Raw genomic sequence first — 14,177 nt, 5'->3', positions numbered from 1 at the left:
TGTCAAGTTGTATATTATTAGTCTACAGTTATATAAGTTATGTAGCCTATGATCACAATTGCATTAATAGACCATTATCAAGGAGGATTTATGGAGCATTATCAACAATTTTTAGACACCTTAGACAATGATACCGATATGGTCGACATCATCCTTAATATGTATAAAGAAGAGCATGGCGAAGATATTATCAAAATAAAATCAAGTTATGCCGATAAAAATCTCGATGAACTCTTCCATGTTTCTCACTCTTTAAAAGGTGTCATTTCAAATTTTTTCGAACAAGAAATATGTGATTTACTAGAAAATATCGAGACAAGTTCAAAGTCAGGTGAAGTTCCCCCCTCAGAAGTGATTGATACTGTTTGTCATAAAATTGAAGGCCTTAATCAGCAAATAGATAAAATACTGATGAGTTAATTTATACTCTCGAGGTCTCTTAGATGAGTGAAATAGAAAAGCATATAAAAAAAGCACTAACTCAATCAAACGATATCACTCAAAGAAATAATCAAATACAAATCAAGAGTGTCATGACAAGCACACACAAGTCATTACTTTTTGTATTTATTGGATTAATTATAGTTTTAATCCTGACATCGCAAGCTAAACTCGATATTATTGTCTCCGCCAGAGGCGAATTACTCCTCGATTCTGATATCGAAAAAGTACAGCATCTAGAAGGAGGTATTTTAGAGCAATTAATGGTATCTCAGGGAGATACCGTATATGAAGGACAAGCCATCGCAAAGCTAAAGTCTGTAGAAAGAAATTCAACCCTCAATACCACAATACTGGAAATTATTGAATTAGAATTAGAACTTATCACCTATCGCGCTTTAACTAACATGCTTTCTCCTGATTTTTCACAATACAACCAGTATCCAAAAGCCATCAATAACTATCAAAAAAAATGGCAATTAGAGTACAACAAAAACAACTCCAACCAAGGCTTAATCACGCATGATATTGAACATAAAAATAAACTAATCAACTCCATGGAGTCTCGAATCAAGAGCTCAAAAAAACAATTAACGCTCATTAGAAAACAACTTTTAATCAAACAAACTTTACATGAAGAAGAAATGGCTTCTTATGTCGATGTACTGAATATGCAGGTACAAGAAATGAATATGCTACGCGAAATAGAAAATCTAGAAGAAGCGGCATTAAATGAAATATTTCAACAAAAAAGATTAACAAAACAACTCACAGATTTAATATCTAACCGAAATGCTGAATATCAATCAAAAATAAATGAGAACGCCAAACAGTTACAAATAAAAAAAGCGCAAAAGCCACAATTATCAGATAAAGTAGATAGACTCATTGTTTACTCCCCTGTAGATGGTGTCGTTGATAAAATACACTACAATTTTAAATCAGCAGTGATCCCACCAGGAGAAAGTATTGCTGATATTGCGCCTTTAAAAAATACATTGCATGGGGAAGCAAAGATCCCAAGGAAAGATATGGGCTTTGTTGAAGTAGGTCAAGAAGTCAAGTTGAAATTTGATGCCTATAATTCTGCTCAATATGGGGGCGTTTCCGCCGTCATTGCATCTATTAGCCGTTCTTCTTATGAAGAAAAAGAATCAGAGTTTTATCTAGCCAATATCTCTATTAGTCAACCATATTTAGAAAAATCAGGTATAAGATACACTTTATCTCCTTTTATGGAATTTACAGCAGAAATTAAAACCGGATCGAGAACGGTCATAGACTATGCACTAAAGCCCGTTATGTCAGCTATTGAAGAGACATTTGATGAAAGGTAAAACATGAAAATAATCAAAAGAATCTCCTATAGTGTACTAATGTTGTTGGTTTGTATTGTTATTCTTACAGTAGTCTCAGCGGTGCTCTTTAAAAACAATACTAAAAATACTAAAACACTTACTTTATTAAAGAGTTCAGATAATTTAATTGTTAATACAGAAACACTCTTACTAAACCTTATACAATGCCAAGAAAGCCCTTGCGATAAATACACAAATCAAATTAGTACCATTAAAGAAAATTTAAAAGCATTTAAGTTAATGGCATCAAAGGACAAAAATCTAATTAGCTTAGTTGGAGCCACTGAATACACAAAGCTCAACATAATATTAGACAAATACACTTCTAATAACGAACCAGATAAGACAATCAATCAATTAGTTCCTGTCCTTATTGATATGCAAAAAAAACACAGTAACATAATAGATAAGCTCAACAATAGTCTTCTTACTAAAGAAGAAGCAAACAATAAAATAATATTTTCTCTGTTCATTATACTTATACTTTTCTCTATATCTTTTACTATTTATATTGAATTTAAAAATAGGAAAATCATAAACAAAGCAAAAAAGAAAAATAATGATTTTAATAACATACTATCAATCATTGAAAATTTTAATGATACGTCATCAAGTTTAATGCTAAATGATTTTAATATTAGTAGTCAAGAAAGAAAAATATATTCAAAACTAAAGGAGTTAAACAGTAAAGTAGAGAGTAGTAATCGAAACACTGACTTATCACAACAACTTTACTCAATGATTGGTTATGAAATAAGAGGGATAACGAACACCATCAAAGGAGGCATTCAATTATTGATTAACGAAAATGATGAACAGTCAGTCAATTTTGCTCGAGATGTCACCATTGCCACAACAACTTTATCTAATTTAGCTGAAAACTATAATAAATTATTCTCTCAAGGCATAAAAGAAAAAACAGAACATTATTCCTTCATACAACTATTAACCGAAATTATCATACACCTCAGTAATAAAAATAGTGAACACCCATTAAATATAGAATGTGACATCAAAAATAACCTGCCTAATGAGCTTATTGGTAATCCGACAAAATTATTCTGGATATTATTTCTACAATTATCAAATGCCATCAGTGCACAAGATAACAGCAACATACTCATGAAAGTCGATAGTCAATCAGCAACAGATATTGCAGAGTCCGTTATCTTAATAGAACTCATATTTTTGACCACACTTAATATTAATATCACTAAGGTTGATCATATTCATTGGGAAAAAACGCAAACCAATGCAATGAAAAATGATGAGTGGTCTTTATCCATTCTCGATAAAGTGACTTCATTTTCAACTTGCTGGTATCAATCAGGAAAACAGCAAAAATTTGAAACAAAAATATCAGTCACTCCTATTTCCTATAGCAAAAAAACTCCCCTATTAAAAAATAAATTCTTTCTTATTTGTGCTGGATCCGAGCTGAGAATCGATATTATATCAGATATTTTTATTTCACACGACGCTAAAGTAAAAGTGGCACGCTCACCTAATGATATTTTCAAATCTCTTTCAAATTTAAAGCTTTATGATGCAATAATCTTAACTGATACCATTGAAGGTATCCAACTTACATCATTTTGTAAAACACTCTATAGTAAAATAGCGAAAGAGAAGGAAACAAAATTATTTTTAACCGTTTCATCGAATGAAGTCGCAAAAAATACAGAGCCTTATGTCGATCATATTTTTTATACTCCTATTGTTCCCGATGATTTCATTCCTCAACTTGTTAATGCACTCGAAAATGAAGAAGAACAAGATGATATCAAACACCAATTCTTAATTGTAGAAGATGACCGTATTCAACAATTTATTCTCAAGAAAATATTACAACAATGCGAGTACGATGCCGAAATTGTTAACGGGGGACTAGAAGCCGTTAATTGGGTAAAAACGCATCAAGTTGATATTATCTTCATGGATTGCATCATGCCGGGCATGGGCGGTATACAAGCCACTAAACTCATTAGGCAACATGAAAAAGAAATAAAAACACCTATGCCTTGTATCATTATAGGTGCAACTGCACTCACCAGTCGTTCTGAACATCAATCTTGTTTAGAAGCCGGAATGAACTTTGTAATCAGTAAACCTTACAAAAGTGATGAAATATTAAAAACCATAAAGAAATATATCCATATCAATAAAAAACAGGTTTCATAAAATGAAAATAAAATTCATCATTATTTTATTTCCTTTATTAGGGAACGCTATAACATTAAAAGCATCCAGTTTATCTGATATTGTTGATATTGCTCTCAACAATAATTTGTCATTAAAAAGTGCTAAAAAAAATTATGAAGCGAGTCAGTACAATGCTGATATTCACCGTTCGAAATTTTTGCCCAGTTTATCACTTCATGCTGATACTATATGGAACGAAAACAAAGAGTTCCAAACAACGGATCAACACATTAAAAATGATTATAATTCAAATAGCTATAGCTTACTGCTAAGTCAAAGTCTTTTTAACCTTAATGATATTTATACCATCACTTCAACCCAGCTTGACATTGACGTGAGTGAATTACAATCCTTACAAACTGAGCAAGAAGTTATCAAGCAAGCTGCAACAGAATACTTTAATTTTTTAAAGAATAGTTCACAAATTAAAGCCACTGAAACAGAATTTTCCTCCTCCATAGCACGATTTAAACAAATGGAAAGAAATATTCAATTAGGTAATACTGCTAAGAGTGAAATATATGAAGTAATAGCTCAAAAAGAAAACATCAAAAATAGGCTACTCACATTAAAAAAAGAAAAAACAGTCATTCTAAATAATTTAAATAATATTTTACAAGTCAATACAATCCCTTCTTTTGACTTAAGTAAATTGACTCACTTCCCTAAAATAAACCAGCCTGAAGAAGTTTTCCTCAGAAAAACAATGTTTGTTCTCAATACTAACATTCTGATTTCAAAAAAGGAATTGAAGAAAAGTAAACAACAAATTAAAGAGGCACAATCTACATTCAGTCCAACTTTAACAGGGGATATTCGTTATCGGAAAGATAATACCAACAACCCATCCTCTAATAGTCCGCCTGACTTTGGAATTAATGAATCGATTGTATACTCTCTGAATTTCAGTCTTCCTCTATCAACAGGTGGAAGTGATTTATATACCTATCGAAAGAATAAAGTTGAATTTGAAAAAAGTCATTTAGATCTCATCAAATCAGGGGAAGATAGCTTACAAACATTCAATAATCTTATCGCCAATATCAATGATTTTTCTCGATCTTTAGAAAGCTATAGTTTAATTATTAAAGCAAACTATGCTTCCTACAACGGCATAAAAAAAGCACACAAACTGGGTACCAGAACGATTACTGACTTGCTCTCTGCTGAAAGTAAACTTTTTAATAGCATTAGAGACTATGAAAGCGCAAGATATAACTATGTGATTGATTTAATAAATTTAAATGAAGTTATTGGCCTCCTTAACATGCATTATATTAACAGTATTATGAGCGATATGGTACCTATGACAGACAATTTATCTTCATCACCTATTCCGCTTCATTTAATCAAATAGATAAAGAGATAAACATGAAAACAGAGCGGTTTACTCGAAAAATAAGCAAAGCAGATAAACTTTATTTATTCGTATCAACCATAATAACAACACTTTTGGGCTTAGTCCTTCCATTTTCTATACTCATTATTTTTGATAGGATCTTACCCAATCAATCCAAAGACTCCTTATTTTTATTGTCGTTTATTATCATTAGTGCCATCTATTTTGATTATTATTTAAAAAATAAAGAAGAAATGATCACCTCACTAGTAATGAAACATTTCGATAATGATCTAACCAATAAAATATTTAAAGATATTTGCTATTCTAGTTCCTCAAAATATACTCAGTATTCACCAGGAGAGTACTTAGAAAGAATTGCTATCATACCTGAATTAAAAAGTTTTTTCGGAGGCGAGTCCGTTAAAGCCATTATTAATTCACTCACGAGTATTATAACTGTTCTAATCATTGGTATTATCAATGTTGGTTCTGGAGTGATCATATTACTCTCCTCATTAATCCTTATTATCTCTTCAGTCATCATATCCTCTAAGAAAGTAACAGTATTAGAAAAACGCTCTGATATTGAAGGAAAAACAAATTCAAAAATTATCGAAATTGTTTCAAGTCCCCTTGATATCAAAAGCAGAACAATGGAGTATCGTATTGAGAGCCTAATGAATGTTATGATCAATGATAGAGAAGAGCACAGCATTTCTTTTGAAAAGTTAGATTCATTATTAGGCCTTATTCTTTCTTTTATACAACAACTTTCCATTGCTGCTGTTGTCGTCATGCTCGCCTTATCGGTTATTGCTCAAGAAATCAGTCAAGGAGTGATGGCCGCCATTATCCTATTAACTAATCGGTATTTTTCTCCATATCAACAAGTTATGCGGACACTAAGTAAGTGGAAAGTGAATAAGCTCAATATTGCCAGAATAAGCACGCTTTTCTATCTTCAAAACGAAAAAAACATCAACATAAAAGATTTTACGATTAATCATATATCAGTAATGTTAAATAATAATCCGTCTTTAGTTCTCACCAAAGGGCAACTGTATGTACTACATGGTTCTGCAGATGCAGGGAAATCCTATATCGCACAATGTTTAACAATGGAAAGAGACGATAACAATATTCAAATCACCATTGATGATAAATCATTATCATCACTCGATTATGACACTTGGAAAAGCAAATCAATAAAAATTGATACTCATAGTGCTCTCATAGAGGGTAGCATCATTGATAATTTAACCTGCTTTAGGAATCATCTTAATGATGCAGCTTTCACTTTATGTGAAAACTTAAATATAAAAAGTGAAATCGATGCACTCAAAGATGGATTTTATACTCAAATAACAGGGCATCAACAACATCCCTTCTCTAGAAAAGTCAACTATTGCCTTCTCATCATTCGAGCATTACTCAGTCATAAATCCATTGTTATATTGGATGATATTGATATGATCCATGATGAAATATTTGAGAAAATGCTGGTTTCAACAGTATTATCCAAAAAAAGTAATCTTATTGTTATCATTATTTCAAATAAATTCAGTTATCAAGATCCATCAACTCAATACATTCATATTAAACAAGGATATTAATATGAGTATTCTTATCGATTTTGGAGATATAGAACAAAGACTTAATGATTTTGAAGCATCTAAAATGTGTGCGAGATATCATCGTTCACCACTCATAAAAGGCATTGCATTAAGTTTAATCTCATTGCAATGGGAAGGTACGCCAGACATCCTCTCAGATGCCTTTATTCCTGAGCACAATGATATTGAGTCATTTAAAAGCACACTGATCCGTTTAGGGTATCAATGTAATATTACTCAGCTCAAACATATGAAAGATCTCAATAATATCACTTGTCCCGCTTTTGTTGCATGTCAAAATATTTCTGGTATTCTAATTAACATTGAAAATGAAACTGCATATTTATTTGATTATAATAATAATATTTTAGTAAAACACCCTTTAGACGCTATTCCTTGTACCGTCTGCATTGTTTCAGAATATTCAAAGATTTTTCGAGAGCCCTCTCCTGAATCACAAGACAAATCAAACTGGATTAAATATGCTTTTCATCGGTACAATAGTGAATTTAAAAGTCTTATTGTTTTAAGCTTAATTGTTAATATCTTAGGCGCACTCCAACCTTTCTTCATCATGAGTGTTTATAGTTTTGCACTGACCTCAGATTCAATAAGCACATTATATTGGTTAGGCAGTTTTGCTATTTTGTTAGCAATAGCCGAGTTTTTTTTCAAGCGTATGCGAATGAATATACTCACAACATCCGGAAAAGATCTCGCTATTCATATTTCAAAAAATGTTGTCGGAAAATTACTTTGGCTTCCCTATTCAATGACATCATCGGCAGGGGTATCCAGCCAATTGTCCCGATTAAGAGATATCGATCAATTTCGAAAACTGGTCACTGCAGAGTCAACCTTAAGCTACTTTGATATGCCCTTCATTATTGTATTTATTTTGGCCATTACTATTTTATCCGGTGCAGCAGCATTAACCGTTTTAATTGGTATCGTCGTTATGCTGTTATTTTGTATTTATGCTCGTTATATCTACATCCATGCGACTTCAAAAAATTCACGGGCAAATACAATGGTTTCTTACCAATGGAATGAATTATTAAGGGGTATAGGTAGCATGCAAGGGCTCCCTTTATTAAGGATTATACAATCTCGCTTTTCTGCGGCACATTCACAAAGTTTAGAAGATGGAGAGAGTGTCTCTATAACAAACAGTAAAATACAAAGCATGGGTCAAGCCCTTATACAAACAATAGGCACAGCCAGTATTGTTACTGCAGTGTTAGGTGTGATGAACGGTACATCAGATGCAGGGGCTATGCTGGCTATCGTGATCTTAGTCTGGAAAGCACTCAGTCCTATCATGGGGATTTATAACGCCATTGTAAAATTCAAGTCTATACAAGCTTCAGCAAGACAAATCAATGCCTTAATGTCACTTGATGATGACCAAACCTTCCTCGAAAAAAGCCCTCCTATTCGTACATTTGATGGTGAAATAATCGCGAGTGGGTTAACTCATCGACATTTACATGCCGCTAAAGGACTCACTAATTTGGGTTTTAAATTTTCCATAGGTGATAATGTTGCAATTACAGGACCTTCGGGCTCAGGAAAAACAACATTACTCTCTATTCTTGCGGGTTTAGAAGATAAGTATCAGGGCGTTGTTTATATGGATGGATATAACATAAAACAATTTAATAATTATCGATATAGAAAAGCCATCAATTATGTGCCGTTTGATTTAAGACTATTTGAAGGCAGTATTGCATCAAATTTTATTTTACATAATGGCATGATCACTGAAAAACAAATGCATGATATTCTTAATATTTTAGATCTTAATCAATGCTTACCTAAAGGGCTCGACACTATACTGGATAATGTCTTTCTTCAACAATTATCCAGTAGCCACTTACAAGCCATTAGACTGGCGTTAGGCTTAGGTCCATGTGATGCTCAAGTCATTATCATTGATGAGCCTTTCTGCGGCGTAGAGCAAGAGCACGCACCTTATATTGATAAACTCTTAACAGATAAACTCGCCCAGTCAACGGTTATTTATACAACTAATAGTCAACATTTTATTGCAGCATCGAATAATTGTTTATTACTCGATGCCGACGGTAATCAGCAATACTTTGGTTTTCCAGACAAGGTCATACAAAGTATGAACGCCTAATTCCCTCTATTCCCAGCCACATCACAATAACCGGCCAGAATAGAGAGAATTATGCTCTACATTGACTAAAAATATCTTGTTTAGCATGATATTCTTTCGTCTTAACATTAAATATCCCCAACAGGCTATCAAACACATTATCATGGGAGAATCCTCCTTTTTTAGCTACATCTTGAAGACAAGATTTATCTAAGCCATTTTGCTGATAAAATGTATCAGAAAACCAAGATAAAAAAGGAATATGTGTTTGCTCATCAGGCGCAATACTGTATGGAGCGCCGTGCAAATATAACCCTTTTTCACCTAAAGATTCGCCATGATCTGACATGTAGATCATGCCAGTATCAAAATCTGAACGGTATTTATCTAATTCTTGAATCACTTTTGAAAGAATATAATCGGTATAAAGTAGCGTATTATCATAAGTATTGGTTAATTCTTGTTGGCTACAATTTTGAATATCACTTCTTTGACAATCTGGAATAAACTGTCTAAAACGTTCAGGATACCGCAAATAATAGGTCGGTCCATGTGATCCCATAAGATGTAAAACAATCAGAGTATTTTGCTGTTTTACTTCCAATAACGCCTGACTCAAAGGCGCTAATAAAGCCTCATCAAAACAAGATGCTGTTGTACATGCTTTCGGAAAGTCCTGACGAGTGATCATTTTATGCTTTACTTTATTACACACACCTTTACAACCACTGTCATTGTCAAACCATTGAACATCAATGTCAGCATAAGATAACACATCTAAAATAGTATCTTGGCTCTGGGCCTTTGCCAAATTATAATCAGTACGATTAAGATGAGAAAACATACAAGGGACCGATATTGCCGTCGCCGTTCCACAGGAGCGAGTATTTTGAAAAGCCAGTAAATTAAATTCTTTTGTAAAAGCATTTGTTACTCTATCATATCCAAAATAAGCATCATTTTTTGCTCTTGCTGTCTCACCAAGGACCATTACAATCACATTAGGTTTTTTTTCTTTTGCATTCACCACAACAGCATCTGTACCCAGTGTCTGATAGGGAATTGGCTTTGTAAAATAGCGATTATCAATATACTTAACGAGAGAACCAACGACATAAGAAGGAATAATCAATCGCTTTAAATTATCATTATTCCGTCCAAAAGCTGCATAGTTTTGATAAAAACAGCCTAAAATAATAACAATGGCCACGAAAGAAACCACCAAGCTTGATAGCTTAACAATGAGTGTTTTAAAAAAAGAATGATAAGTAATATTGACTTTATAAATCAACAAACAAGGAAGCACTCCAGTCAATAAAAAATAAAATATCGCACTCACATTAAAATAAGACAGCGCTTCAGACTGAGTAGTCTCTGCAATATTTTGGATCATATTACTATCAAATATAACTCCATATTTCATACTTGAGTAAAAAACTAAAGAAGATAACAGTGTCAAAACAATAAAAAAGGGTTTAACAACATATTTTACAGAGAAAATCGTAAATAAAAAATAAAATAACAAAAATAATAAAATAGGAATAGAAAAAACAAATAGTCCATTGACATCACTTTGAGCTTCAAGTCCCCGCCTCACCATATAAAAAAAAGGAATATTAAAGACAAGTAAATAATAAAGAGACAATAGCAAGACAAACTTATTTGAAGAAATACACTTGATTTTATTAGGCAAAACTACACCACCAAACAGTAAATTAATCATGTTATATCACTATTAATTAAGTGATAATAAGAAATTTTCAATAGCGAAAAACAAAAACCATCTATACATTAAAGTAATGACACATAAAAAACTATATAAAAGAGATCATGTTATTTAAAACCACGTATTTATCAACAGAAAGATATAATAAAAAAATCAACAAAAAAAATTAAAATTCACATATTATGACCTTAGGTAAATATGTATATACATTAATTTACAAACATGAAATACCAATTCACTTTAAACCCTTTCTATTTACAACATCTTCGGTGGCACCTTAAATAAATAGCTTTATTTGAAAATTTAATATACTCTAAGTAATGAAACATATAACAATAATATTAATAACAGTTAATAGTATTATTTAAATAGATTATAAGGATTTAAGTTATGACTAAAAAAATAACTCCCAACTTCAATTCAACACTAAAAAAACGTCAGCTTAAGCAATTCACTATCACAGATAATAAAAAAGCCGGATCGGATTGCATGCCTCTACAAGCGCCTCCTTACGTTGTACAATACTTAGATAAATTCTGCCGTTCTGCAACAAAGGTCCCAACTGTACTAAAGAGAAACACTGTACCTAAGCTCCAAGAAAGAAAAACGTCCTCAATCAATATCTCACCTAAAGCTCATTTACACTTAGTTATTCATCCAACAAAAAATCAATAATAAAATATGTCTATTTTCCTTAACAAGGAGCTAAACAGTGGGGATCCATTTTCCATTGTCAACATAGCTTGCTTCTGTATCGTTAGGCCATGATGGCATCGTAATACAAAGAAACGTTAGCTCTTCATTAGCAATATTACGATATTGAAACACAGTGCCAGATGCAATATCAATTGCCGTACCGGCGACAAGTTTTGTCACCTTGCTTTTTAAGCCATTATTACGCCATATTTCTCCCTGTCCTTTAAGCACATACCAAAATTCATCAACAGTGGCATGAACAACCGCCTTATTGATTTGAAAGGGAGGTAAGGTTCAATGGATCATCCCTCCCGATTGGCCTTCCATCATAAAACGAACATCAGCACCCGCAGGCGATTGTGTCTCTGGTACATCAGCTAGTATTGTGGTTTTCATTTAACATCACTTCCCATAGTATTGTAAATATTGACATTATAACAAATTCGTTGATATCAATCATTATGAGAGCCTTGTTCATTTATACGATATTACCAACATCGTTATTGCTAGAAAGAAGCAAGCTAACGCACTAAAACCTTAGTCACTAAAAACTTTATCGCTAAAAACATAGACACTCAGCATGTCAGTGTAATTTATCCCTTATCCAAACATTCTTTACCACAAATACCGAGATATTCTCCCAAACATAAATTAATTTTTAAGCGAACATTTTATTGTTCGAGAGCTAGTAATACGGCTTACATATCGATAAATATCCCATGCCCCCCGCTTTCTTAACAATGTCGTTGACAGGATAGAACGATGAATAAATTACAACCATTTATACGACTATTCCCCTCTCACAAAAGCAACAAACGATAAATATTGTGGTTATTATCAACTAAAATACAAGTGGGAGTAATCTTAGGGATATGACAAAAGGAAATAGTTATGACATTCAAATCAAGATTTATTTTTTACGCTTCATTAATATCATCCAGTCTATTATTAGCCGCAGGGTGCAATGATGATGACTACAACGATAGCTTTGACACTTTTGAAGAAACAACAGCAATCTTAAGCATAGAGCCAACATCGATAGGTCGAATATACTTAATTCATGGAAGTGAGTCTGAACAAGGTGATTTAGATGAATATCTTTATACAGAATATATCATCAAGGATAATGATACTGATGAGGTGGTTGAAACCATTATTGTTGATGATTATAGAGAGATTCAAAGAATCGCACTACCATCTGTAAATGATCACCATATTGAAATGCGGTTACACTACCTACAGCCTAACGATTTAACAGAAAACAATAATGAGTCAGAAACAATTAAAGTCTTTGAAGCCGATAACAGCGTAATATATGGCCATACTAATGAAGAGGATGAGTTATGGGTCGGCAATAATCAAAATTGTGCCATTATTTGTGAAAATACTTCCAGTGATAATAGCTTAGCAACTTGCACTACTGATTACTACCATTCTTTTGAAAACCACTGTCAAAACAGTGAGATAATTATTGAGGAAATATTCAGTACCGCCCAAGTGGTAAATGATAACATTGATGAAAATTCACTTGTTTGTATTCGAGCCTTTGGCAGTGCCGGCTTTCATGGAAATTCTTATTTTAAATCAAGGCCATTCAAAAAGAATATATACAATACAGGTGGAACTACTGGATACGGAGGAGTGGCTCAAACGGTATTGAAATATTCTGATTTCCATAATATGACAGATACACTTTATGTTTACCTTGGAAGATATAATACATCAACAACCATATTAATTAAAGATCCACAAGATGAGATAGACTCAATTCAAGATAACTCCTATGAATTTAACGCCAATGACATATTAATTATGGCTGGAGGCGGAGCAGATGGGGTGGATGCGACTAGTGGTATTAACGGTGGACATGGTGGTGATGGTGGAATCGTATCAACGAGTATTTCAGGTGTATGTAATTTTTCTGCAGGAAGCAATGGCGGCGGTGCAAATGGCCATGCTTGGTATGGTAAAGGAGGCGGTATATCTGGTGAGTTTAACAATTCTGATTGTAGTGATAGCGTATTCTTGTCTTCTCAAGCGATCGAAGGCGTTAATAATCATGCTCCCGAAAATTCAGTTTATTGGGGGAAATCTGGTTTTGGTGGAGTTGGAGACCATACCTTTTCAGGGTGGTATACATCCGAAGTACTAACCAGACTACATAATGGAGATGGTGCTGGTGCTTATGGTGATCATTATGCCAATGGCGCTGGTGGTGCTGGTGGCGCTGGTGGTGGCATGGGCTATTCTGGCGGTGGAGGCGGTGGAAGTTATTCTCAAGCCCTTTACTCCAGTGTAAATAGTGACTCATGTGAATATTTTAATGGTTTTAGCACTAATCCTGCTTTGGCGGGATATGTAGAATTTATATTTTTTCAAGAGTAACTATTAATTAAAAATAGACATATTAAAGCCCTGACATGTATCAGGGCTTTAATATTCTTGATTAGAGAAATGATACCGGAGACCAGGCTTGAACTGGCACACGCACTTTATAGCAAAAGTGCGAGGGATTTTACATCCCTTGTACCTACCGATCCCACCACTCGGGCAAAACCATTTGTCTTTTTAGAAAGTGAATTTAAACTCTATACAGAGTACTTCATTCAATGTTTAATTCAACAAGATGCGGTCGGTAGTCGACACCTTGGAGTATTAACTTTCTATTTATCTCTTG

Annotated in this window: 11 protein-coding genes; 9 read left to right on the top strand and 2 right to left on the bottom strand. The window is 33.3% G+C overall.

The annotated features are described in order from the left end of the window. Window positions 1–90 precede the first annotated feature (90 nt). Genes Q0976_RS18405 through Q0976_RS18380 form a run of 6 tightly spaced genes read left to right on the top strand, consistent with a single transcriptional unit; the run spans window position 91 to window position 9,099 of the window. Complete coding sequence (locus tag Q0976_RS18405; protein WP_299495339.1) at window positions 91–420, top strand: Hpt domain-containing protein; 330 nt, start codon at window positions 91–93, stop codon at window positions 418–420. Between the two features lie 23 nt (window positions 421–443). Then, window positions 444–1,778, top strand: a complete 1,335-nt coding sequence (locus tag Q0976_RS18400) for an HlyD family type I secretion periplasmic adaptor subunit (protein ID WP_299495338.1) — start codon at window positions 444–446, stop codon at window positions 1,776–1,778. Between the two features lie 3 nt (window positions 1,779–1,781). After that, window positions 1,782–3,980: a response regulator gene (locus tag Q0976_RS18395; protein WP_299495337.1), complete on the top strand. Its 2,199-nt coding sequence runs from the start codon at window positions 1,782–1,784 to the stop codon at window positions 3,978–3,980. Window position 3,981: 1 nt separating this feature from the next. Next, entirely contained in the window at window positions 3,982–5,358 is a 1,377-nt protein-coding gene (locus Q0976_RS18390; protein ID WP_299495336.1) for a TolC family protein, read from the top strand. A gap of 14 nt (window positions 5,359–5,372) precedes the next feature. After that, window positions 5,373–6,956 carry an ABC transporter transmembrane domain-containing protein gene (locus Q0976_RS18385; protein ID WP_299495335.1) on the top strand — a complete coding sequence of 528 codons (1,584 nt, stop codon included), beginning with the start codon at window positions 5,373–5,375 and terminating at the stop codon, window positions 6,954–6,956. A gap of 1 nt (window position 6,957) precedes the next feature. After that, the gene (locus tag Q0976_RS18380) at window positions 6,958–9,099 is read left to right on the top strand and encodes an ATP-binding cassette domain-containing protein (RefSeq protein ID WP_299495334.1); all 2,142 of its coding nucleotides are present in this window, start codon (window positions 6,958–6,960) and stop codon (window positions 9,097–9,099) included. 49 nt (window positions 9,100–9,148) lie between these two features. On the opposite strand, the gene Q0976_RS18375 is transcribed toward Q0976_RS18380, so the two are convergent. Next, window positions 9,149–10,771 carry a phosphoethanolamine--lipid A transferase gene (locus Q0976_RS18375; protein ID WP_299495381.1) on the bottom strand — a complete coding sequence of 541 codons (1,623 nt, stop codon included), beginning with the start codon at window positions 10,769–10,771 and terminating at the stop codon, window positions 9,149–9,151. A gap of 423 nt (window positions 10,772–11,194) precedes the next feature. Here Q0976_RS18375 and Q0976_RS18370 point away from each other — a divergent pair, with 423 nt between their 5' ends. Beyond that, window positions 11,195–11,479 (top strand): hypothetical protein, encoded by a 285-nt coding sequence (locus Q0976_RS18370; protein WP_299495333.1) that lies wholly within the window; start codon window positions 11,195–11,197, stop codon window positions 11,477–11,479. A 30-nt stretch (window positions 11,480–11,509) separates the two neighbouring features. On the opposite strand, the gene Q0976_RS18365 is transcribed toward Q0976_RS18370, so the two are convergent. Continuing rightward, window positions 11,510–11,776 (bottom strand): cupin domain-containing protein, encoded by a 267-nt coding sequence (locus tag Q0976_RS18365; RefSeq protein ID WP_299495380.1) that lies wholly within the window; start codon window positions 11,774–11,776, stop codon window positions 11,510–11,512. 615 nt (window positions 11,777–12,391) lie between these two features. Here Q0976_RS18365 and Q0976_RS18360 point away from each other — a divergent pair. Together Q0976_RS18360 and Q0976_RS18355 are read left to right on the top strand one after the other, a co-directional pair. After that, window positions 12,392–13,885, top strand: a complete 1,494-nt coding sequence (locus Q0976_RS18360; protein WP_299495332.1) for a hypothetical protein — start codon at window positions 12,392–12,394, stop codon at window positions 13,883–13,885. A 69-nt stretch (window positions 13,886–13,954) separates the two neighbouring features. Next, window positions 13,955–14,177 (top strand): hypothetical protein (locus Q0976_RS18355; RefSeq protein WP_299495331.1); only part of this gene is annotated, 223 nt, incomplete at its 3' end.

Origin of the sequence: uncultured Shewanella sp., assembly GCF_947501665.1 — a bacterium.
In the GTDB taxonomy this organism is placed as follows: domain Bacteria; phylum Pseudomonadota; class Gammaproteobacteria; order Enterobacterales; family Shewanellaceae; genus Shewanella.
Note: the sequence above shows the minus strand (reverse complement) of the source record. Positions and strands in the feature narration are given on the sequence as shown.

Coding starts and splice junctions, on each gene's coding strand:
- Q0976_RS18405 (WP_299495339.1), top strand. CDS start 91: ATGGAGCATTATCAACAATTTTTAGACACCTTAGACAATGATACCGAT.
- Q0976_RS18400 (WP_299495338.1), top strand. CDS start 444: ATGAGTGAAATAGAAAAGCATATAAAAAAAGCACTAACTCAATCAAAC.
- Q0976_RS18395 (WP_299495337.1), top strand. CDS start 1,782: ATGAAAATAATCAAAAGAATCTCCTATAGTGTACTAATGTTGTTGGTT.
- Q0976_RS18390 (WP_299495336.1), top strand. CDS start 3,982: ATGAAAATAAAATTCATCATTATTTTATTTCCTTTATTAGGGAACGCT.
- Q0976_RS18385 (WP_299495335.1), top strand. CDS start 5,373: ATGAAAACAGAGCGGTTTACTCGAAAAATAAGCAAAGCAGATAAACTT.
- Q0976_RS18380 (WP_299495334.1), top strand. CDS start 6,958: ATGAGTATTCTTATCGATTTTGGAGATATAGAACAAAGACTTAATGAT.
- Q0976_RS18370 (WP_299495333.1), top strand. CDS start 11,195: ATGACTAAAAAAATAACTCCCAACTTCAATTCAACACTAAAAAAACGT.
- Q0976_RS18360 (WP_299495332.1), top strand. CDS start 12,392: ATGACATTCAAATCAAGATTTATTTTTTACGCTTCATTAATATCATCC.